At 64.0% G+C, this 21552-nt stretch carries 17 protein-coding genes, 3 pseudogenes and 1 riboswitch; of the genes and pseudogenes, 19 read left to right on the top strand and 1 reads right to left on the bottom strand.

Annotated elements, in window-relative coordinates; all coding sequences use genetic code 11:
• Nucleotides 1–3: 3 nt before the first annotated feature.
• Nucleotides 4–119, top strand: a riboswitch (TPP riboswitch).
• A gap of 49 nt (nt 120–168) precedes the next feature.
• The 4 genes and pseudogenes from AC0AII_RS02790 to AC0AII_RS02805 all read left to right on the top strand — a co-directional run.
• Nucleotides 169–843 carry an ECF transporter S component gene (locus AC0AII_RS02790; RefSeq protein ID WP_490446009.1) on the top strand — a complete coding sequence of 225 codons (675 nt, stop codon included), beginning with the start codon at nt 169–171 and terminating at the stop codon, nt 841–843.
• Between the two features lie 10 nt (nt 844–853).
• Nucleotides 854–1414, top strand: a pseudogene (locus AC0AII_RS02795) (energy-coupling factor ABC transporter ATP-binding protein); the annotation flags it as partial.
• A gap of 213 nt (nt 1415–1627) precedes the next feature.
• A pseudogene (locus tag AC0AII_RS02800) lies at nt 1628–2311 on the top strand (energy-coupling factor ABC transporter ATP-binding protein); the annotation flags it as partial.
• Between the two features lie 309 nt (nt 2312–2620).
• A pseudogene (locus tag AC0AII_RS02805) lies at nt 2621–3349 on the top strand (energy-coupling factor transporter transmembrane component T family protein); the annotation flags it as partial.
• Nucleotides 3350–3458: 109 nt separating this feature from the next.
• Here AC0AII_RS02805 and AC0AII_RS02810 read toward each other — a convergent pair.
• Nucleotides 3459–4079, bottom strand: coding sequence for a superoxide dismutase (locus tag AC0AII_RS02810; RefSeq protein ID WP_015022073.1), 621 nt, complete (start codon nt 4077–4079; stop codon nt 3459–3461).
• A 235-nt stretch (nt 4080–4314) separates the two neighbouring features.
• Between AC0AII_RS02810 and AC0AII_RS02815 the strand changes: the two genes are divergently transcribed.
• The 15 genes from AC0AII_RS02815 (at nt 4315) to tyrS (ending at nt 21532) form a co-directional block, all read left to right on the top strand.
• Nucleotides 4315–5235, top strand: a complete 921-nt coding sequence (locus tag AC0AII_RS02815; protein WP_490446010.1) for a TrmH family RNA methyltransferase — start codon at nt 4315–4317, stop codon at nt 5233–5235.
• Between the two features lie 69 nt (nt 5236–5304).
• Nucleotides 5305–6372, top strand: coding sequence for a phenylalanine--tRNA ligase subunit alpha (gene pheS, locus AC0AII_RS02820; protein WP_198200149.1), 1068 nt, complete (start codon nt 5305–5307; stop codon nt 6370–6372).
• Nucleotides 6373–6379: 7 nt separating this feature from the next.
• Nucleotides 6380–8986, top strand: a complete 2607-nt coding sequence (gene pheT, locus AC0AII_RS02825) for a phenylalanine--tRNA ligase subunit beta (protein WP_490446011.1) — start codon at nt 6380–6382, stop codon at nt 8984–8986.
• 25 nt (nt 8987–9011) lie between these two features.
• Nucleotides 9012–9629 carry a DUF4190 domain-containing protein gene (locus AC0AII_RS02830; protein ID WP_490446012.1) on the top strand — a complete coding sequence of 206 codons (618 nt, stop codon included), beginning with the start codon at nt 9012–9014 and terminating at the stop codon, nt 9627–9629.
• Nucleotides 9630–9689: 60 nt separating this feature from the next.
• On the top strand, nt 9690–10142 hold the full coding sequence (locus tag AC0AII_RS02835) for a DJ-1/PfpI family protein (RefSeq protein ID WP_490446094.1): 453 nt from the start codon (nt 9690–9692) through the stop codon (nt 10140–10142).
• Nucleotides 10143–10249: 107 nt separating this feature from the next.
• Nucleotides 10250–11344, top strand: a complete 1095-nt coding sequence (gene argC, locus AC0AII_RS02840) for an N-acetyl-gamma-glutamyl-phosphate reductase (protein WP_490446013.1) — start codon at nt 10250–10252, stop codon at nt 11342–11344.
• Nucleotides 11341–12510, top strand: a complete 1170-nt coding sequence (gene argJ, locus AC0AII_RS02845; RefSeq protein ID WP_490446014.1) for a bifunctional glutamate N-acetyltransferase/amino-acid acetyltransferase ArgJ — start codon at nt 11341–11343, stop codon at nt 12508–12510. The genes argC and argJ overlap by 4 nt, the downstream gene beginning before the upstream one ends.
• Nucleotides 12511–12581: 71 nt before the next feature.
• Complete coding sequence (gene argB, locus AC0AII_RS02850; RefSeq protein WP_490446015.1) at nt 12582–13529, top strand: acetylglutamate kinase; 948 nt, start codon at nt 12582–12584, stop codon at nt 13527–13529.
• 28 nt (nt 13530–13557) lie between these two features.
• Nucleotides 13558–14832, top strand: a complete 1275-nt coding sequence (locus tag AC0AII_RS02855) for an acetylornithine transaminase (protein ID WP_490446095.1) — start codon at nt 13558–13560, stop codon at nt 14830–14832.
• A 47-nt stretch (nt 14833–14879) separates the two neighbouring features.
• Nucleotides 14880–15854, top strand: a complete 975-nt coding sequence (gene argF / locus AC0AII_RS02860) for an ornithine carbamoyltransferase (RefSeq protein WP_490446016.1) — start codon at nt 14880–14882, stop codon at nt 15852–15854.
• Nucleotides 15854–16390 (top strand): arginine repressor, encoded by a 537-nt coding sequence (locus AC0AII_RS02865; protein ID WP_101432549.1) that lies wholly within the window; start codon nt 15854–15856, stop codon nt 16388–16390. Before argF ends, AC0AII_RS02865 begins: the two co-directional genes overlap by 1 nt.
• 59 nt (nt 16391–16449) lie before the next feature.
• Nucleotides 16450–17685, top strand: a complete 1236-nt coding sequence (locus tag AC0AII_RS02870; protein WP_121912662.1) for an argininosuccinate synthase — start codon at nt 16450–16452, stop codon at nt 17683–17685.
• Nucleotides 17686–17702: 17 nt separating this feature from the next.
• The gene (argH, locus tag AC0AII_RS02875) at nt 17703–19148 is read left to right on the top strand and encodes an argininosuccinate lyase (RefSeq protein ID WP_490446096.1); all 1446 of its coding nucleotides are present in this window, start codon (nt 17703–17705) and stop codon (nt 19146–19148) included.
• 93 nt (nt 19149–19241) lie between these two features.
• Complete coding sequence (locus tag AC0AII_RS02880) at nt 19242–19973, top strand: SGNH/GDSL hydrolase family protein (RefSeq protein ID WP_490446017.1); 732 nt, start codon at nt 19242–19244, stop codon at nt 19971–19973.
• A 227-nt stretch (nt 19974–20200) separates the two neighbouring features.
• Complete coding sequence (tyrS, locus tag AC0AII_RS02885) at nt 20201–21532, top strand: tyrosine--tRNA ligase (protein ID WP_490446018.1); 1332 nt, start codon at nt 20201–20203, stop codon at nt 21530–21532.
• Nucleotides 21533–21552: the final 20 nt, after the last annotated feature.

The raw sequence follows: 21552 nt of genomic DNA on the forward strand, positions 1-21552 counted from the left end.
GATGGCAAGTGACACGGGGGCCGTATGCCTATGGGCGTGCGGCTGAGAGGAGGCTCAGCCTCAACCGGACGAACGTTTACCGGGTAATGCCGGCGCACGGATGTCACTGGACCCGTGCCTGAACGGGATGGCGCTCACAGGGAGCGCCCCGAGGAAAGGCACAAGATCATGACCGATGGTCATTTCACCAACAACACTGCTTCCGGATCGGAGCCGGAGTCTGAGCGGACTCCCTCCCAGGTCAGGACCCCCTCCCGACGGTGGAGGGTGGTGGACATCGCCGTAGCCTCGGTCATCGGGGTGGCCTCCGCAGTGATCTACTGGGTGGTCGCCATGGTGACCACCATTCCCTGGTCGTTCCTGGACGGGGTCGTGCCCGGTCTGGGCGGCATCCTCAACGGTCTCTACCTATTTGCCGGGCCCCTGGCCTCGGTCATCGTGCGCAAGCCGGGTGCGGCCGTCTATGCCGAGTTGGTCGCAGCCATCCTGGAGTCGCTGCTGGGCAGCCTTTGGGTGCCTGTGGAGACCATACTGATCGGTCTGCTTCAGGGCTTCATGGCCGAGCTGGTCTTCATACTGCTGCGTTACCGGCGCTGGAACATGTCCACGGTGGCACTGTCGGGCGCTGCCGCCGGTTTCGGCTGCTGGCTGTACTCCTTCTGCACGCACCTGCAGGCCATCAACCTGACCGGTCCCTACGGGGTGATCTATCTGATAGCCACCCTGATTTCGGGCGCGCTGATCGCCGGAGTGCTGGTTTGGTACCTCTATAAGGCCATTGCCGCCACCGGGGCTCTGGACCGCTTCGCCTCCGGCCGCGATATTCGTACGACCGGGAAGTAGAGGTCTGGGCGTGGACCAGAGCATCGAGGATAATCCCTACCGACCCGCAGCCTTGGAACTGCGCGGTTGGGGTTATCGGCATGCCTATCGGAACCACTTCGCCGTCAGGGATCTTTCCCTGAGCATTCCTGCAGGTCAGCGGGTGCTGTTGCTGGGAGCCTCCGGCATCGGCAAATCGACCATCCTTGAGGGTGTGGCCGGGCTGCTGGGCGATCATGCCCCGCAGAACGGCCAGGACCAGGTCGAGGATGATGAAGGCGGGGTGACCCAGGGCCAGGTCTTGATTGATGGCAATCCGGCCGTCTCCAGCCGGGGGCGTGTGGGTCTGGTCCTGCAGGATCCGGATGCTCAGGCCATCTTTCAGCGGCTTGGTGACAATGTGGCCTTCGGGCCCGAGAACATGGGGCTGCCCCGCCAGGAAATCTGGCCACGGGTACAGAAGGCCATGGCCGAGGTAGGTTTGGCTGACCTGCAGCTGACCCGGTCCACCGTGCATTTGAGCGGAGGGCAGATGCAGCGTCTGGCCCTGGCCGGCGCCCTGGCCATGCAGCCTGGGCTGCTCCTGCTGGATGAGCCAACGGCCAACCTGGATCCGGTCGGTGTCGAGCAGATTGTCGGCGCCGTGAGGAAGGTCCTGGACCGGCAGGGCTCCACGATGGTTCTGGTCGAGCACCGGGCAGGTCCATGGATGGATATGATCGACCGGGTCATCGTGCTTGGGCTGGGCGAGGTTGAAGACAGCACCAGCGGATCCGTTGCTGCAGCCTATCGAAAGACTGTGATCATGGCCGACGGCAGCCCCCGGGAGGTCTTCACTGATCCTGGTTTGGACCTGGCCTCCCTGGGCGTCTGGGTTCCCGAAGCGTATAGGAGCGCCAGGGATTCGCTCCCTGAGCTTGGAAGGTCCCGGGTTAGGTCCGGGCAATCTGAATCGGGCCGCAATGACCATCCTGTCCTGCTGGCCACTCGGGATCTGGCGGTGGGCCGTCAGGGCCGGGCGGTTGCCGAGCATATCGATCTGGAATTCAGGGCCGGGCAGGTCACCGCCTTGGTCGGAGCCAACGGAGCCGGCAAGTCCACGCTGGCCATGACCTTGGCTGGTCTGCTGGATCCGGTGGCCGGTTCGGTTCTTGCCCAGGACCGCCTCCTTCGGGGATCACAGGGGCAGATGCCTGCTGAGTCCGAGCCCATTCGATGGACCTCATCCCAGCTGGCGGCGCGCATCGCCTACGTTTTTCAGAATCCCGAGCATCAGTTCGCCCGTGGCACGGTCCTGGATGAGGTCAAACTGGCCCCCCTGCGCACCGGCATGAGCGAGGACCGGGCCCAGGCCCGCGCCCTGGAGCTGCTGGGCCGTTTCAGGCTGAGGCAGTACGCGCGTGCCAACCCTTACACGCTCTCGGGCGGTGAGAAGCGTCGGCTCACCGTGGCGTCGGCCCTGGCCGCTGCGCCACAGATGCTGATTCTTGACGAGCCCACCTTCGGCCAGGACAGGAATACCTGGGTCAGCATGGCCCAGCTGATTGCAGACCTGCGCGACCAGGGAGCCTGCATCATCCTGGTCACCCATGACCGGGAACTGGTCCAGGCGCTGGATGCTCGCTTGGTGGAGATGACGCCTCCGGGAGCCCAGAAGGCCGTTTGGCCTGTATCAGGGTCAGATTTGCAGGCTCGTCAGGAGACTGTTGCGGCCAGACTGACCGTCACGCCCATGGATCAGCGGGACGAGCCGGTCAAGCCGGCCAGCCGGTCGCCATACATAGCCTCCATCAATCCGGCCTTCCGTCTGATCGGGGCCTTTCTGGCCGCGCTGCCCCTGCTGATCAGCCTGGACCCGGTCTCGGCCACGACGGCCCTGATCCTGGAGTTCCTGCTATTGGGCGCGGCAGGCTTCACGCCTCTGCGCGTGGTCAGATCCACCTGGCCTATCTTCCTGGGGGCGCCTGGCTCAGCCTTGGCGATCATCCTCTATGGCAAGAGCGGTGGCGCCACCTTCTGGCAGTGGGGGATGATTCATATCACCCAGCGGTCGCTGGATCTGGCCCTGGCTACGGCGCTGCGGATTCTGGCCATCGGGATCCCGGCTATCATTACCGTCCTGGGAATAGACGCCACTGACCTGGCCGATGCCTTCAGCCAAGTGCTCCGCCTGCCTGATCGCTTCGTCTACGGAGGGCTGGCCGGCATGCGACTCTTCACCGTCCTTAAGGATGATTGGTCGGCCCTGACCGCCTGCCGCCGGAGTCGAGGGCTGGGCGATGAGAACCGTTTCAAGGCCTTTATGCCCCAGGCCTTCGCCCTGCTGGTCCTGTCCATCAGGCGTTCGACAACCTTAGCCACGGCCATGGAGGCCAGGGGCTTTGGGGGCAGCACGCCACGCACCCATGCCCGGGTCTCCCAGGTCAGACCACGTGATGCGGGCTTCCTGCTCATCTGCCTGGCTGTGCCTGCCATCTCCCTGACCGCGGCTGCGCTGACCGGCTCCATCGCCTTCTTCGGCAACTGACCGCCAGGGTTTCTCGAAGGCTCCAGATACGGAGGAACCCCGGTCCTTTCCGCCTCCCGCAGAGAGGGGAAAGGACCGGGGTCCGCCTGTGGTTGGAAGCGCTGGCCTCTTACCTGGCCAGAGTGGTGTTGATGTTGCGCACCTCGTCGAAGCGCTTGGAGGCATCCTCCCAGTTGACGATGTGCCACCAGGCCTTGACGTAGCTGGCCCGGTCGTTCAGGTACTCCAGGTAGTAGGCGTGCTCCCAGAGGTCCAGCAGAACCAGCGGGAAGATGGTGACGGGCAGGTTGCCCTGGTGGTCGTACATCTGCAGGGTGACCAGGCGCTCGCCCAGGGTATCCCAGGCCAGGACGGCCCAGCCGGAGCCCTGGATGCCGGCGCACATGGACTCGAAGTAGGTCTGGAAGCCCTGGAAGGACCCGAACTGGTCCTCGATGGCGGCCTTGAGTTCGCCAGTCGGCTCCTGGCCGATGGCCGGGGCCATGTTCTTCCAGAAGATGGAGTGGTTCTTGTGACCGGCCAGGTTGAAGGCCAGGTTCTTCTCCAACAGGTTGGACTGGGCCACGTTGCCGGACTCGGCTGCGTCGTGGATCTGCTCCAGGGCCTTGTTGGCACCATTCACATAGGCCTGATGGTGCTTGTCATGGTGCAGCTCCATGATCTTGCCAGACACGTACGGCTCCAGCGCCGAGTAGTCGTAGGGCAGATCGGGAAGTGTGTATACGGGCATATCGTCTCCTCACAATGATTCTGGCCAAGCCAGATGTGCGATGGTCGGTCTGCGCCATACCAACGACGGACGTGGTCGACCCGACCGGTTCTTTCACCCTAGCCCCTTGTCCGTCGAGCACAAGGGGCGCAGACCTTTCTTTCAGTGAACTTTCCCACACATGCGGACTCACCGAGGTGAAGCCGCAGGCTTCTGGACTGCGGGGCTCTCGACTGGCGGGGCTAGAGTGGTGCCCATGCCCTTTGATGACACCCTTCTTGACAATCCCCGCGCCCAACGCGTTCATCGCTTGACTGAACTGCAGGATCGGAGGGCCCGGCAGCGTCATGGCCGCTTTCTGATAGAGGGGCCGCAGAGCGTGCGCGAGGCGGTCCGCTGGCGTCCCGACCTGCTGACTGACCTCTATATTCAGGCGGATGAGTCCTCTCCTGCAGCCCAGGGCGGCCATCGGCGCCCGCTCAACGAGACTGTAGGCGCCATCATGGAGCAGGCTCGGGAGCTGCCTGACTGCTACGGGCACTTCGTCTCCGCCCGGGTCATGCGTGCCATCAGCGGCAATGCCCAGGGGATCCTGGCCCAGGCGCGGACTGATGGATTTTTGGCCCAAGCGACGGACCTTGACGATTCCCGGAGCCTGACGGGGGAGGGGCCCGACCTGGTGGCAGCCTTCTGGCAGATTCGTGATCCAGGCAATGCCGGAACCGTCATGCGCACCGCCGATGCCGCCGGTTGCAGGGCGGTCATCCTGGTGGATCAGTGCGTGGAACCCACCAATCCCAAGGTCATTCGCTCTACGGCTGGATCGGCCTTTCACATACCCCTGATAACTATGGGCACCGAGGACTTCCTGGCCCTGTGCAGACGGCAGGGACGGATCATGGTGGCGGCCGATGTCTATGGCACGCCGGACAAACCGGTCCGCTCTCTGACTGAATGGATGGCGAGCGGTGCCTTGTCCAAGACAGACACAGCGGGTCAACCCATGGCCCTGCTCTTCGGCAATGAGGCACGTGGACTGCCCAGTGACCTGCTGCAGTCCACGGATCAGATCGTTCGCATACCCATATACGGGCGGGCTGAATCACTCAATCTGGCTACCTCGGCGGCGGTGCTGCTCTACGCCATGGCCATGTCGAGTCGTATTGAAAGAATGTGAAGGCGTCAACGACCGGGATTTCCGCTGATTCGCGGCCCGGACACGGCATTGGCAACAGTGGAAAGGTCCATGGTGGCACAGGAAGAATTCGACCCCGCGGCGATGACCGACGAGGTCAACGAGGGCATCGGCAGGATTCGCGAAGCCTCCGATCTGGAAGAACTCAAGGCGATCAAGGCCAAGTATGCAGGGACAGGTTCAGCCCTGGCCGGATCAGGCCGGATGATCGGACGGCTGCCAGCGGATCAGAAGAAGACCGCCGGTCGCCTGGCAGGCAAGCTCAAGGCTGACTTCGGCCGTGCCTACGGGCTCAAGGAGCGGCAGCTGCGCCAGGAGGAGGAGTCCCGCCGCCTGGCCGCCGAACAGGTGGATATGACCCTGCCGGTCAACCGCCGTCCCCAGGGCGCCCGCCACCCGTTGTCCAAACTCATGGAGGACGTGGAGGACTTCTTCGTCTCCATGGGTTGGAGCATCGCCCAGGGTCCTGAGCTGGAGGCCGAGTGGTACAACTTCGATGCCCTCAACTTCGGCCCTGACCATCCTGCCCGCCAGATGCAGGACACCTTCTACGTCAAGGGCAGCCAGGCCAGGGATGCCGCCGGCTTCGTCGGCTCCAACATGGTCATGCGCACCCATACCTCGCCCGACCAGGCCCGTTCCCTGATAACCCGTGGCGTACCGCTCTACGTGGCCTGCACGGGCAGGGTCTTCCGCACCGACGAGCTGGATGCCACCCACACCCCGGTCTTCCACCAGTGCGAGGCCATCGCCGTCGATGAGCACCTGACCATGGCCGACCTCAAGGGCACCCTGGACAAGCTCGCCGTGGCCATGTTCGGCCCCGAGGCCCGGACCAGACTGCGGCCCTCATACTTCCCCTTCACCGAGCCCAGCGCCGAGATGGATCTCTGGTTCCCGGACAAGAAGGGCGGACCCGGATGGATCGAATGGGGAGGCTGCGGCATGGTCAACCCCAACGTTCTGAGGTCGGCCGGCGTGGATCCGCAGCGCTACTCAGGCTTCGCCTTCGGCGTGGGCATGGAGCGCACCCTGCTCCTGCGCCACGACATCAACGACATGCACGACCTGGTCGAGGGCGACGTGCGGTTCAGCCAGCAGTTCGAGATGGGGGAGTGACCGTCAGATGCCAATGGTAGATATCGACTGGCTCAAGGAGCATGTGCAGGTCCCCGAGGATCTGACCTATGAACAGCTGGCCAAGGACCTGGTCCGGGTCGGCCTGGAGGAGGAGGACATCCACCAGTCCACGGTGACCGGCCCCATTGTGGTCGGCTATGTGGTGGATGCCGAGCCCGAGCCTCAGAAGAACGGCAAAACCATCAACTGGTGCCATGTGGATGTGGGCGAGCAGTATAACGCCGTGGACGACCAGGGCCGCAAGGTGCCCCGGGGCATCGTCTGCGGGGCCCCCAACATGGCTGCGGGCGAGAAGGTGGTGGTGACCCTGCCAGGGGCTGTCCTGCCTGGAGATTTCCGCATCGAACCGCGCAAGACCTATGGCCACATCTCGGATGGCATGTGCGCCTCCGAGCGTGAGTTGGGGCTGGGTTCGGACCATCAGGGCATCATCCTGCTGCGCAATTACGGGTTCACTCCCGAGCAGTACGAGCAGCTCAAGCCCGGGGACGACGCCATGAGTCTCCTGCATATGAATAGGCCCGTGCTTGAAATCAACATCACCCCGGATCGTGGTTACGCCTTTTCCTACCGGGGGGTTGCCCGCGAATATCACCACTCCACGGGCACCGAGTACACCGATCCGGTGATTGAGCTGAACAAGACGGTGCCGGCCTGCGCAACGCAGGAGGATCAGGCTCCGCTGGCCGTGCATGTTGAGGACGACAATCCCATTCATGGTCAGCCCGGATGCGACCGCTACTACCTGCGAGCCCTGACCGGGTGCGACCCCAAAGCCGCCACTCCCAGCTGGATGCGTCGTCGGCTGGTTCGGGCCGGCATGCGCTCCATCAGCCTGCCGGTGGACATCACCAACTACGTCATGCTGGACCTGGGCCAGCCCCTGCACGCCTACGATCTGGACAAGCTCAGCGGCCCCATCGTCGTACGCAGGGCCAGGCAGGGCGAGCACCTGACCACCCTTGACGGCAAGGATCGCGAGCTCAGCACCGAAGATCTGCTCATCACCGACTCGCCCGAGGGGCACGAGTGTTCCCGAATCCTGGGTCTGGCCGGGGTTATGGGCGGCCTGTATGGAGAGGTGACCGATCAGACGAAGAACATCCTGATCGAGTCCGCCCACTTCGACCAGGTGACCATCGCCCGGACCGCCCGTCGTCACAAGCTGCCCTCGGAGGCCTCCAAGCGCTTTGAGCGTGGGGTGGATCCGCAGATGCAACCGGCTGCCGCAGCCATGGCCGCCGATCTGTTGCATCGCCTTGCCGGTGGCCAGGACCTGGATGCTCCGTTGGATTTGAACCAGACCAAGCCCATGCCGGTCATCGACTTTGCCGTCAGCGAGGTGGCACGTCTGACCGGACTGGAGGTGGAGCCCCAGCGCATCGTCGCCATTCTGCGTGACATCGGCTGCACGGTCCAGGGTGATCCTCAAGACCGGCTGTCGGTGACCCCGCCAACCTGGAGGCCCGACCTGGGCGAGGGTTGTGATTTGGTCGAGGAGGTGGCCCGACTGGTGGGCTATGACCGCATCCCCGTCACCGTGCCATCGCCCAAGGTGTCCGGTGCGGTTGGCCTGACCGATCGTCAGCAGCGCCGCCGTTGGGTGGCTGACACCCTGGCCGAGTATGGGCTGACCGAGGTTCTGGACTACCCGTTCGTCGGCGACAATGATTTCAAGGCCTTCGGCATGGATCCCGATGAGGTTCATGTCAACAGCGTGGAGCTTGCCAACCCCATGGCCGCTGACAGGCCCTATCTAAGGCAGAGCCTGCTGCTGCCGCTGGCCAACACCTTGGAGCGCAACCTGCGACGTGGCAACACGGATGTGCGTCTCTTCGAGATCGGCTACGTCTTCCGTCGCGATCCCAAGGCCCCTGCGGTGCCGACCCTTCCGGGCGGCGTGCGGCCCAGCGACGAGGATCTGGCCCGCCTGGACCAGGGTCTGCCGGAGCAACGGCTGCATGTGGCGGCCCTGCTGACCGGCCGTGCTCAGGAGGATGGCTGGCTTAAGGACAGCAGGGATGTGGACTGGACTGATGCAGTCGAGTCGGCTCGTCGTGTTCTGGACAGGCTGGGGGCACACTATCGGCTGGAGCAGCCCCCTGCCGAGCAGGTGCCCGACCAGTGGCATCCGGGCCGTACCGCCAGGCTGGTCTTGGATGACGGCACGCTTGTCGGCATGGTGGGCGAACTGCATCCTCGGGTTGATCAGGCTCTGGGCTTCCCTGCCCACTCGGCCGCCTTCGAGCTGAGTCTGGACATGGTGCTGGACCACCTGGACTACACGCCCCTGCAGGCTAAGCCGGTCTCGACCTTCCCGCCGGTCCGTCAGGATCTGGCCTTCACCGTGCCGGACACGGTTTCGGCCGCCGACCTGACTTCCGCCATCAGAGAAGCGGCTGGGTCTAGTCTGGAATCCATCGAGCTGTTCGACGTTTTCACTGGCGATCAGATCGGTGAGCATGCAAAATCGCTGGCTTTCGCAGTCACCTTCCGCGCCCCGGACCGCACCTTGACGTCCGAGGACAGCGAATCCCTGCGGCAGGCCATCGTTGACAAGACTGCAGGTCTGGGCGCCGTGCTGCGTGCCTGACCGGGCATCGAGGGGACCGAGGGACATGACGGATTCTCAAGAACAGGGCACAGCCGGTGAACCTGACCGCCAGGATCATGATGGGGGCGACCAGCCCTTGTACGGCGCACGCGCCGATCGTTATCCAGGATGGAATCCGTACATATACGGTCGCCCAGACCCCGAACCCAAGGCCAAGGAATCGGATTCGTCCCAAGGCAACCCCGCCAACCGGCCTATGCCCATGGCGGGGCAGCCGGGTCCCGGTCGCGGCGGAAATCCTGGGAATCCTGGGAACCCTCAGGCCCGTCCCGGCGCTCCGGTCTGGCCTCCCCAGGGCATGCCCGATCTGAACGACCCCTCCCAAAATCCGGTTTACGGCCACTGGGATCCCTGCGCCATCATCGCCTTCCTCATGGCCCTCTTTTTGCCCATGCCTGTGATTCCCGCCTTGCTGGGTGGCGTTTCCATGTATCGGACCCGCAAATTGCATATGAAGGGCTATGGATTGGCCATGGCTGCCCTGATCATCAACCTGCTCTTCACGCTGGCCTGGATCTGGCTGCTGGTCAACGGGGTCTCTCTGAACGACTTCTACCAGCAGATGATGCCGTCGCCCTCGACGGGTGGCGGCGGCTCCGGCTCAGGTGGCGTCAGCGCCTGAAATCTACGATGGGGGTCGATCAGACCGGCTTGGATATCAATAGATATCAATATTGTCGTAATTGTCGTATTCGACAGGTTTGAACCCTTGGATGTCTTTGGCACCTTTGAGGTATTCATCAATGCTGATGGCGCCCGGGTGCTGCTTTTCTCTCTTGACGGGCCTGGCGTGAAAGTCGATGAGGGCGGTGTCTGGGTCGAAGCTGTAGGACCCGAAGATATCGGTCCTAGGGGAGTTTTGCTGATACCCGGCGGTTCTGGTACGCGAACCCTGATTGGAAACGACCAATGGACTGGGCAGCTGGCAGGTCTGGCCGCCAGTTCGCCGCAGGTAATGACGGTCTGCACAGGCTCAGCTCTCTTGGCCGCCGCCGACGTGCCTGATAATCCTCGTGCGACATCCAATGACCTGGCCTTTGCGGAGGACGCATGTGGGCCCGAGGCTGATGACAAGGTCATCGTGCAAATGGAATACATCCGCAACCGAGACTCCGGTTATGACCCCTTCGGATAAATGAAAGTGATGCGCAGCTAAACAGACACATAGCGACACGCCGAATTGCATAAATATGCGTTTTACTGCATGAGTATGTATGATGGTGCCCGATGAAGGGAGCACTCATGCGGCAATACACGGTGGCTGTGGCGGGAGCTTCGGGGTATGCCGGCTCGGAGATGATCCGTCTATTGGCGGCCCATCCAGCCTTTCAGGTATGCACGGTCACCGGTCATGGCTCGGCGGGGCGACTGCTGGGAGAATTCTCGCCTAATCTTCCTGAATCGCTGGCTTCGATGCAGATTCAGGACACCGATCCGGAGATTTTGGCCGGTCATGATCTGGTGGTCTTGGCCCTGCCTCACGGAGCTTCGGGTTCCCTGGCCGAGCAGCTGGATCCGCAATCGCTGATGGTCGACCTGGGCGCTGATCACCGGCTGGAGGATCCGGAGGACTGGCAAGACTATTACGGCGGACCTTTCTCAAGCCCGTGGACCTACGGGATGCCTGAGCTGCTCAATCCGGGTGGCGGTCGCCAGCGTCAACTGCTTGGGCAGACCCGGCGGATCGCTGGTCCCGGCTGCAATGTCACGGCAGTCACTCTGGCCTTCCAGCCTGCCCTGTCCGCCGGACTGGTCCAGACTGATGATCTGGTGGCCGACCTTGCTGTCGGCTACTCGGGCGCTGGGCGCTCGGGCGGCAGAATGGATCTGCTGGCAGCCCAGGCCATTAATTCGGCCCATCCCTACTCGGTCGGAGGCACCCATCGGCATATCCCTGAGATTGTGCAGAACCTGCGCAAGGCCGCAGCTGCGGACCCCAACCTCGGGGGTCTTGGGAAACAATCCATCCGCTTGGGGCTGACCCCCATACTGGTTCCCATGTCAAGGGGGATTCTGGCTGTGGTCTCAGCCAAGCTGAGCGCGCGTGGACGGAGCATGGAGATGGCTGATATTCGTGCCGTCTGGGGAAAGATCTATGCCCAGGAGCAGTTTGTCGATCTGCTCCCCGAGGGCAGGCTTCCCTCCACGGCCGATGTGTATGGCTCCAACCGGGCCCAGGTCCAGGTAGCTGTGGACCAGCGCGCCGACCGCCTCTATGCTTTCGCCGCCATCGACAACCTGACCCGGGGCACCGCAGGCCAGGCCCTCCAGGCCGTGAATCTGGCTCTGGGCCTGCCCGAGGAGACCGGATTGACAACCATAGGAGTGGCACCATGAGCATCACCTACCCCGCAGGCTTCCGGACCGGCACCGCCATCGCCCATCGTCCGGGAGGATCACAGCGCCGCAACCTGGCCTTGGTCGTCAACAGCGGACCCATGGACACGGCTGTGGGGGTCTTCACCCCCAATCGTTTCCGGGCTGCTCCGGTCGTCTGGACCAGCCGAATCTTGGAAGAAGGCCATGCTGGAGCCGTGGTCATCAACTCCGGCAATGCCAACGCCTGCACGGGTCCCGAGGGCCTGGACCAGGCCAGGGCCATGGCCGAGCGGACAGGAGAGCAATTGGGCCTGTCCACCGAGCAGATTGCCGTCTGCTCAACCGGGATCATCGGCCATCTGCTGCATCTGGACTCCATCTTGACAGGCATCGACCAGGCTGCCCAGGGGCTGTCGGCCAGTCAGGAGGCTGGCGAAGAGGCCGCCAAGGCCATATTGACCACCGACACCTGCACCAAGACCGTGGCTGTGGACGGCTCTGGCTGGCGGCTGGGCGGCATGGTCAAGGGTTCCGGGATGATCGCTCCGCAGTTGGCCACCATGATCTGTGTCATCACCACTGACGCCATTCTGGAACCGGCACAGGCTCGCCAAGCCCTGTCCGAGGCTTGCCGGCTCAGCTTCAACCGGATCGACGTGGATGGGTGCATGTCCACCAACGACACCGTCCTGCTGATGGCCTCCGGGGCCTCTGGCGTGCGGCCTGACCCCGACCAGTTCCAGGAGAAACTGGGTCAGGCCTGCGCGGATCTGGCCCATCGGATCGTGGCTGACGGTGAGGGCAGCAGGCATCGGATCCGCATCCGGGTGGACGGTGCTGACAATGAGGATGCAGCCCTTGCCTGCGCACGGGCGGTCTCCGGCTCTACGCTGCTCAAGTGCGCGGTGGCCGGCGAGGACCCCAACTGGGGCCGAGTGGTGTCCTCCCTGGGCACCGTCCCGGCTGCGACGGCGGCCTATGATCCGGCCCATGTGGATGTGAGCTTCAACGGCATCAAGGTCTGCCGGGGAGGCCGTCCCGGGCAGGACCCGGAGCTGGTCGACCTGCACGTTCCCGAAGTCCATATCGACATCGACCTTGGTCAGGGCGACAGCCAGGCCACGGTATGGACCGATGATCTGACCCACGAATACGTGACCATCAATGCCGACTACCACACCTGACAGGAAGCCTGATCGGACACGGTGCCAAGAGCCGCAGCAAACGGAAGATGGTCATAAGGAAGGGGAAGAGGATGGCGGATGACGAGCAGGATGCCGAAGCTGAAAAGGCCCTGGACGATGCCCGCAAGGCCCAGGTGCTCATCGAGGCCCTGCCTTGGCTGGAGGAGTTCGCCGGTCAGAGGATCGTAGTCAAATACGGTGGCCATGCCATGGTGGACGACCACCTCCGTCAGTGCTTCGCCCAGGACATGGTCTTCCTGAGGCAGGTGGGCATGCATCCGGTGGTGGTGCACGGTGGTGGCCCGCAGATATCCCGCATGCTCCAGGCTCTGGGCATCCCCTCGGTCTTCCGCGGCGGGCTACGGGTGACCACCCCCGAAACCATGAAGGTGGTCCGCATGGTGCTGACCGGACAGGTGGGCAGGGATCTGGTCGGTGCCATCAATGCCCACGGTCCCATGGCTGTCGGCCTGTCAGGGGAGGATGCCGGCCTGTTCAGTGCGGCCCGCCGAACTGGCACGGCGGATGGTCAACCAGTCGACCTGGGACTGGTGGGCGAGGTCGTGGGCGTGGATGCCTCAGCCGTCGAAGATCTGATCGATGCCGGGCGTATCCCCGTGGTCTCCTCCGTGGCTCCTGACGAGCAGGATCCCACCCAGGTGCTCAACGTGAATGCCGACGCGGCCGCATCGGCTCTGGCGGTAGCTCTGGGGGCCCGGAAACTGGTCATTCTCACCGACGTGGAGGGACTGTATGCCAACTGGCCCCAGGCCGATTCCCTGGTCTCCAGCATCGGCGTGGACCAGCTTGAGGACATGTTGGAGGACATGCATGAGGGGATGCGCCCCAAGATGGAGGCCTGCCTGCAGGCCGTGCGATCCGGAGTGGGCGAGGCCCACGTCATCGACGGGCGGCGGCCGCATTCCATGCTCAACGAGATATTCACCCGCAACGGCATTGGCACGGTGGTCGTGCCGGGCCGGGACATGATCATGAGGAGGAGCCATGATGAAGGCTGATGCACCCACTGCCGAAACTGCTGAGCCCATGAGGACTCCTCAGGGGCCGCAGAGCAGTCGATGGGCAGACCGCTATGACCGCGTCCACATGCAGGTCTTCGGACGGCCGGGCAGGGTCATGGACCATGGCCAAGGCGCCTGGATCTGGGACCTGGACGGCAACCGCTATCTGGACATGATGGCCGGGATCGCGGTCAACGCCCTGGGGTACGCCCATCCGGCCTGGAACAAGGCCCTGGCTGAGCAGGCCGGGAAGATGGCCCACATCAGCAACTTCTTCGCCTCCCAGCCTCAGATCGAGCTGGCCGAACGACTGCTGGACCTGGCTCAGGCTCCGGAGGGATCCCGCGTCTTCTTCGCCAACTCCGGAACCGAGGCCAATGAGGCGGCCATCAAGCTGGCCCGGCTGCACGGCGCTCGCATGGGCGGTCACCCCGGCAGGATCCTGGCGCTGACCCATAGTTTCCACGGCCGCAGCATGGGCTCCTTGAGCCTGACTTGGAAGCCGGCCATCCGTGAGCCCTTCCAGCCCTTGGTTCCGGGTATGGGTTTCCTGCCTGCAGGAGACGGTGAGGCTATGGAGGAGGCCTTCGCACAGGGGGAGACCTCAGGGGAGCCGGTGGCCGCCGTCATTCTGGAGCTCATCCAGGGGGAGGCCGGGGTGCTGCCGCTGGATCCTGACTACGTTCGGCAGGTGCGTGAGCTTTGCAGCCGGCACGGAGCCCTGATGATTTTGGACGAGGTGCAGACCGGCATGGGCAGGACCGGACACTGGTTCGCCTTCCAGGACCAGAGCCTGTCCGGAGGAGCCAGCCCAGACGTGCTCACCTTCGCCAAAGGGGTGGCAGGCGGCTTTCCCATGGGCGGGATGATCACCTTCGGCCCTGAGCCATCGGGCCTGCTGACCCCGGGCATGCACGGGTCCACCTTCGGTGGCAATCCCCTGGGATCGGCCCTGGCGCTGACCACCCTGGAGACCATACAGCGGGAGGGCCTGCTGGAACAGGCGCGGCAAATGGGGGAGAGGCTGCGCGCTGGCCTCGCCGACTGCGGCAATCCCCTCTATGGCCAGGTCAGAGGCCGGGGGTTGCTGGATGCGGTCCAGCTGAGCGCTCCCTGTGCCGGGGATCTGGCCTCCTGGGCCCTGGACCATGGGCTGATCGTCAACGCAGTGGCCCCTGATGCCCTGCGTCTGGCCCCGCCCCTGATCGTCCAGGCCGACCAGATCGACCTGGCCGTGGATATCCTGGCTAAGGCTCCCGCCAGTCTGGCGGACGAGGGCTTGCGGCAGGATGATCAGTGAGATCAGCCCTCAATGACGTGCATCATCATAGCGATAGGGAGGCAGAGATGAACAAGGGTTTGCGGCACATGCTGCGTGACGACGACCTCAACCACGAGGAGCAGCTGGAGGTGCTTCGGCTGGGCATGGCCTTCAGGACCAATCCCTATTTGTCCCAGCCCTATCAGGGGCCTCAGGCCGTGGCCATCATCTTCGACAAGCCCAGCACGCGCACCAGAACCAGCTTCTGCGTAGGCGTGGCCCAGCTGGGCGGCTATCCCATGGTCATCGACAGCTCTGGCTCACAGCTTGGCCGTGGCGAGCCCGTGGCGGACACCGCCAACGTGCTGACAAGGATGACATCCACCATCGTCTGGCGCACCTTCGGCCAGGATCGGGTGGAGACCATGGCTGCCCATGCCACCGTGCCCGTCATCAACGCGCTGACCGACTCCTTCCATCCCTGCCAGGTTCTGGCCGACTTCCTGACCCTGGCCCAGCACCGGGGCGGGGTCGATGCCTTGGCCGGCATGACCATCGCCTACCTAGGCGACGCAGCCAACAACATGGCCAACTCCTATCTGCTGGGCGGGGCAGTGGCCGGCATGAATGTGCGTATTGCAGGACCCAACGGCTTCCTGCCCGATCCAAGCCTGGTGGAACAGGCGCGGACCCTGGCCGCGGAAAACGGAGGATCCATTCTGGTCACCACGGATCCGGTCCAGGCTGTCGAGGACGCCGACTGCGTCTTCACCGACACCTGGGTCTCCATGGGCGAGGAGGACCAGTACGAAATCCGCTCCCATCCCTTCCTGCCCTATCAGGTCAACGCCGCACTTATGGCCCATGCCCGCCCGGATGCCCTCTTCCAGCACTGCCTGCCCGCCTACAGGGGCCGGGAGGTGACGGCCGAGGTCATCGATGGCCCCCAGTCCGTGGTCTGGGACGAGGCTGAAAACCGGTTGCACGCCCAGAAGGCCCTGATGACCTGGCTGGTGGCCCGATCCAATGGTGACGAATCCCTCCTGCAGGGGGTGTGCTGATGCGTCCGACGACCAAGGTGGCTCGGCTGGATGCCATCCGCCAGGCCCTGAACCGACATCGGGTCAACTCCCAGCAGCAGCTGTCGGCCCTGCTGGCTGAGCAGGGAATCGAAGTGACCCAAGCCACCCTGAGCCGGGACCTGGACGACCTGCACGCCACCAAGCTGCGGTACGCAGACGGCAGCATGGCCTACTGGATTCCCGCCACCACCGACCAGCAGGCCATGGAGGCCGCTGCCGCCGAGGGGCCTGAGGTCGAGGGGGAGAACAAGACCGATGCCTACCTGGCCAAGATTCTGACCGGGCTGATCACCTCGGTGGCCCGGGCCCGCAACCTGCTGGTGGTCAGAACCCCGGCCGGCGCCGCCCAGTATGCGGCTTCCGCCCTGGACCGCCAGCCCATCAAGGGGATTCTGGGCACCATAGCCGGAGACGACACGATTCTGATCATCGCAGCCGACGATGAATCGGCTTCATCGCGGGCCGACTGGCTCATGACCATCGTCTCCGGCCAGGAGGATGCCAGGGCCCGATGATGGCGGAAGGCGCGAACTGGAAATCGACAAGTGTGAAATTACAAGGAAAGAGGATCGCCATGACCGAAAACAATCGCATCGTGCTGGCCTACTCAGGTGGCCTGGACACCTCAGTGTCCATTCCCTACCTCAAGGAGCGCACCGGCAAGGATGTGGTGGCCGTCTCCCTGGATGTGGGCCAGGGCGGGGAGCGTCTGCAGACCATCCGCCAGCGGGCCCTGGATTGCGGGGCCGTCGAGTCCGTCGTGGTGGATGCCCGGGACGAGTTCGCCAGGGATTACTGCATGCTGGCGCTCAAGGCCAATGCCATGTACGAGGGCGTCTACCCGCTGGTATCGGCCATCTCCAGGCCGCTGATCACCAAGCATCTGGTCCAGGCGGCCCACCAGTACGGTGCCGACACCATAGCCCACGGCTGCACCGGCAAAGGCAACGATCAGGTCCGTTTCGAGGTCTCCATCATGTCCATCGACCCCTCGCTGAAGGCCATCAGCCCCATTCGCGACCTGGGATTGATGAGGGATGTGGAGATCGCCTACGCCAAGGAGCACCACCTGCCCATCGAGCAGACCGAGGAGAGCCCTTATTCCATCGATCAGAACGTCTGGGGGCGGGCCATCGAGACCGGCTACCTGGAGGATCCCTGGAACGGGCCCACCAAGGACGTCTATTCCTACACCGACGACCCGGCTTTCCCGCCGGTCGAGGATGAGGTGACCATCGACTTCGAGCAGGGCATCCCTGTGCGCATCGACGGCAGGGCTGTCACCCCCCTGGAGGCCATCGAGGAGATGAACCGCCGGGCCGGAGCCCAGGGGATCGGACGCGTGGATCTGATCGAGGACCGGCTGGTGGGCATCAAGTCCCGTGAGCTCTATGAGGCACCTGGGGCCGTGGCCCTGATCACCGCCCACCAGGAGTTGGAGAATTGCTGCCTGGAGCGTGAACAGCACCGGATCAAGCGCGACATCGACAAGCGCTGGGGCGAGCTGGTCTACGACGCCCAGTGGTACTCGCCGGCCGTCCGCTCTCTGAATGCCTTCATCGAGGAGACCCAGCGCTATGTCTCCGGCCGCATCCGCATGGTCATGCACGGGGGGCGGGCCGTGGTCACCGGTCGGCACTCCGACAGCTCCCTCTACGACTACAGCCTGGCCACTTACGAGTCCGGCGACAGCTTCGACCAGAACGCCTCCAACGGGTTCATCGCCATCTACGGCCTGGCCGACAAGGTGGCCGCCGCTCGCGATATGCGCTTCGGCAACGGCATCGCGCAGGACGGACAAGAGCAGTGAGCACCGGCGACAAGCCCATGGCCCTCTGGGGCGGGCGCTTCAGCGGAGGTCCCTCGCCGGCCCTGGTCGAGCTCAGCCGGTCCACCCAGTTCGACTGGCGGTTGGCCGATGACGACCTGGCCGGTTCCCGGGCCCACGCTCGGGCCCTCAACCGTGCTGCATTGCTGGACGATGATGAGCTGGCACGCATGGAGCAGGCCCTGGATGAGCTTCAGGATCAGGTGGATTCCGGCGCCTTCGCCCCTGAACCTGGCGATGAGGACGAGGCCACGGCCCTGGAGCGCGGCCTGATCGACATAGCGGGGGACCAGCTGGGCGGCAAGCTGCGGGCCGGACGCTCGCGCAACGATCAGATCGCCACCCTGATTCGTATTTGGTTGCGTCGTCACGTCCGGGTGTTGGCCAAGGACCTGCTGCGCACGGCTCAGGCTCTGATGGATCAGGCCCGGGCTGCGGGGACCACGGTCATGCCTGGCCGCACCCACATGCAGCACGCCCAGCCTGTCCTGCTGGCCCACCAGCTCATGGCCCATGTCTGGCCCCTGATCCGTGACCTGGAACGGCTGAGGGACTGGGATCAGCGTGCCGATGCCAGCCCATACGGTTCTGGCGCGCTCGCTGGCACCACTTTGGGTCTTGACCCCCTGCCAGTGGCCCAGGATCTGGGCTTTAGCCGGGTCAGCGCCAACTCCATCGATGGAACAGCCGCCAGGGATGTGGTAGCCGAGTTCGCCTTCGTCGCCGCCATGATCGGTGTGGACCTGTCCAGGCTGGCTGAGGAGATCATCATCTGGAACACCCAGGAGTTTGCCTTCGTCCGCCTGGACGACGGCTATTCGACCGGGTCCTCCATCATGCCTCAGAAGAAGAATCCGGACGTGGCTGAGCTGGCTCGCGGCAAGGCCGGTCGGCTGGTCGGGGACCTGGCTGGTCTGCTGACTACTCTCAAGGGGCTGCCAACGGCCTATGCGCGCGATCTGCAGGAGGACAAGGAGGCGGTCTTCGACCAGGTGGACACCCTGGAGGTCCTGCTGCCCGCCTTTGCCGGCATGGTCGCCACCTTGACCTTCAACAAGAATCGCCTGGAGGAGCAGGCTCCCACAGGCTTCGCCCTGGCCACCGACCTGGCCGAGTGGCTGGTCAGGCAGGGGGTGCCCTTCCGGCATGCCCACGAACTCTCCGGGGCCTGCGTCAAGCTGGCCGAGGGCCGTGGTTGCGAGCTGGCCGACCTGGATGATGACGACTTCGTCAGGGTCTTCGCTGACTGGGTGCCTGCCGATCAAGCTCCTAAGGTCCGCTCTGTGCTGACCGCCGGAGGAGCAGTACGCGCTCGCCAGGGCCAAGGTGGCACCGCACCGGAGAGGGTCAAGGAGCAGATGGACCAGGCTGCACACGCGCTGGAGGAGCTGAAGGCTTTCGCCGACTCACAGTCTGACGGGCCTGCCTACCGTCCTCCCAGGTGAAGTTTCTGGTCTCCGCCGGACCGGTGGCCGCGTTAGAATGCCCAACGGCAATTCTTCAAGAGGAAGAGTAAACGGCGAAAGGCGGCGGCGATCATGAATCCGGTGGCACTGGTCCAGGCTTGGTGGGCCAAGCAGCACATCACACTGGCCAAGGAGCCGCCCGGTTCCCGTCAAGGGCTGTGCTCGCCTCCGGATCAAGGCCGCGACATGGAGCCGCTGACCATGCTGGTGGTGGGCGACTCCATGGCGGTCGGCTGCGGGGTGAAGGAGCAGAGCCAGGGCTTCGTCCCCGATATAGCCGCTTGCCTGGCTACCCGGCTGGGGCGTCCGGTATCCTGGTCGACCCAGGGGCGGCTGGGGGCCACCATTCGCAGGGTGCGCTACCGGTTCCTGCCCGCCCTGCAGGACCATCCTGATCTGCTGGTCCTATGCGCAGGATCCAACGACATCATGGCCAATCGCACCGATGAGCAGTGGCGGGATGACCTGGCTGCCAGCATCGAGCTGGCCAAAAACAAGGGCCGCCAGGTGCTGGTCCTGAGCTCCGGTCAACTTTATCGGGATCCTGCCCTGGGCCGGGCACTCAGGGCCGAGGTGGAGCGTCGGATAGCCCGCCAGACTCAGACCAGTCGTCAGGTCTGTCAAGATGCCTCGGTGCCCTTCGTGGATGCCACCCGCGACGATGTCGGCACCGATCGACCCGACTTTTGGGGCATTGACCACTTTCATCCGGGAGTTGAGGGGTACCGGCGCATGGCCGCCTGCGTGGTCGATCACATTCCCCAAGACTTCATCCATAAGTTGTCCGTGTCGGCGCATTCCTGAATTCGATACGGTAGTCGCCCCGTACTGGCAAAAGCAGTCAGCGGTCAATCGCCAATCAGCAGTGACTGATCCGCAATACATCATCAATCCATCTCCAGTCCTCGGGAATTCCGGCTTGGTGAGGCCTTGTCTGCGGCGTTCCGGGGCTCTGTCGTGTCGGTATCTGTTGCAAGAATAGTAGGGTTTAGCATACATTCATCCAAATATTCGATAGGGAGTAGCCTCTCATGTCGCAGGTCACCGATTTCAGGCAGGCGGGTTTCGACTCGCTTTTCGACGAACTCAAGTGGCGCGGTCTCATTGCCCAGTGCACGGACGAGTCCGAGCTCAGGAAGGTGCTGGCCGACCCCTCGGTGACCTATTATTGCGGATTCGACCCCACGGCCCCCTCACTGCACGTGGGCAATCTGGTCCAGCTGCTCAATATGCGCCATCTGCAGGCGGCCGGTCTGCATCCCATCGCCGTTGTGGGCGGGGCCACCGGTCTGATCGGCGACCCTCGGCAGTCGGGGGAGCGCACGCTGAATCCCAAGCAAACCGTGGCCGAGTGGACCGAGCGCCTGCGTGGCCAGATCGGGCGCTTCCTGGATACCAAAGGTGAGAATCCCGTCCGGTTCGTCAATAATTATGAGTGGACCGGGTCCATGAGCACCATCGACTTCCTGCGCGATGTGGGCAAGAACTTCCGCATGGGCACCATGCTGGCCAAGGACACAGTGGCCCGCCGCCTGGACTCCGACGAGGGCATCTCCTTTACCGAGTTCAGCTACCAGGTGCTCCAGGGCAACGACTTCCTGGAGCTCTTCGACCGCTACGGATGCAGTCTACAGTTGGGCGGCAGCGACCAGTGGGGGAACCTGACCAGCGGTCTGGACCTGATCCGCAAGGTGCGCAATGCCTCCGTCAACGTCATGACCAGCCCGTTGATCACCGACTCTCAGGGCAAGAAGTTCGGCAAGTCGGAGGGCAATGCGGTCTGGCTGGATCCCAACATGTTCAGCCCCTACCGCTTCTACCAGTTCTGGTTCAACCAGCCTGACGACCAGGTGGTCAAGCTGCTGAAGACCTTTACCTTCCTGCCCAAGGCCGAGATCGAGCGTCTGGAGGAGCGGACCGCTCAGGATCCGGGTGCTCGCGAGGCCCAGAAGGTTCTGGCCTGGCAAGTGACCTCCTATGTGCACGGCGAGCATGCCGCCCAGGGAGCCATCGATGCCTCGGGCGCCCTCTTCGGCCGCGGCAAGACCCTGGAGGAGCTGGACGAGGATGTGCTGGATTCCGCACTGGACGGCCTCAAGGTCGATGATGGTCAAGGCGGGCGAGCTCTGCCTGCAGCCAGCGAGGGTCAGCGTCTGGTGGAGGCCGGTGTTGCGGCCGGGCTCTTCCGTTCGGTCTCCGAGGCGCGCAAGACTGTGGCCTCGGGCGGCTTCTACCTGAATAACCATCGGGTCGAGAATCCGGATCAAGTATTGGAGAACAAGGACTTTCTGCATGGGCGCTTTGCCCTGGTTCGCAGAGGAAAGAAGGCCCTGGGCGCGCTTGAGCGTCGGGCCGGCAAGTAGGAACGCAGGAATTAAGGACA

It is taken from the genome of Bifidobacterium sp. VU/mBH4 (B4) (assembly GCF_058199535.1).

Coding starts and splice junctions, on each gene's coding strand:
- tyrS (WP_490446018.1), top strand. CDS start 20,201: ATGTCGCAGGTCACCGATTTCAGGCAGGCGGGTTTCGACTCGCTTTTC.
- AC0AII_RS02855 (WP_490446095.1), top strand. CDS start 13,558: ATGAGGACTCCTCAGGGGCCGCAGAGCAGTCGATGGGCAGACCGCTAT.
- pheT (WP_490446011.1), top strand. CDS start 6,380: ATGCCAATGGTAGATATCGACTGGCTCAAGGAGCATGTGCAGGTCCCC.
- pheS (WP_198200149.1), top strand. CDS start 5,305: ATGGTGGCACAGGAAGAATTCGACCCCGCGGCGATGACCGACGAGGTC.
- argB (WP_490446015.1), top strand. CDS start 12,582: ATGGCGGATGACGAGCAGGATGCCGAAGCTGAAAAGGCCCTGGACGAT.
- AC0AII_RS02810 (WP_015022073.1), bottom strand. CDS start 4,079: ATGCCCGTATACACACTTCCCGATCTGCCCTACGACTACTCGGCGCTG.
- AC0AII_RS02815 (WP_490446010.1), top strand. CDS start 4,315: ATGCCCTTTGATGACACCCTTCTTGACAATCCCCGCGCCCAACGCGTT.
- AC0AII_RS02790 (WP_490446009.1), top strand. CDS start 169: ATGACCGATGGTCATTTCACCAACAACACTGCTTCCGGATCGGAGCCG.
- argH (WP_490446096.1), top strand. CDS start 17,703: ATGGCCCTCTGGGGCGGGCGCTTCAGCGGAGGTCCCTCGCCGGCCCTG.
- argJ (WP_490446014.1), top strand. CDS start 11,341: ATGAGCATCACCTACCCCGCAGGCTTCCGGACCGGCACCGCCATCGCC.
- AC0AII_RS02880 (WP_490446017.1), top strand. CDS start 19,242: ATGAATCCGGTGGCACTGGTCCAGGCTTGGTGGGCCAAGCAGCACATC.
- argC (WP_490446013.1), top strand. CDS start 10,250: ATGCGGCAATACACGGTGGCTGTGGCGGGAGCTTCGGGGTATGCCGGC.
- argF (WP_490446016.1), top strand. CDS start 14,880: ATGAACAAGGGTTTGCGGCACATGCTGCGTGACGACGACCTCAACCAC.
- AC0AII_RS02870 (WP_121912662.1), top strand. CDS start 16,450: ATGACCGAAAACAATCGCATCGTGCTGGCCTACTCAGGTGGCCTGGAC.
- AC0AII_RS02865 (WP_101432549.1), top strand. CDS start 15,854: ATGCGTCCGACGACCAAGGTGGCTCGGCTGGATGCCATCCGCCAGGCC.
- AC0AII_RS02830 (WP_490446012.1), top strand. CDS start 9,012: ATGACGGATTCTCAAGAACAGGGCACAGCCGGTGAACCTGACCGCCAG.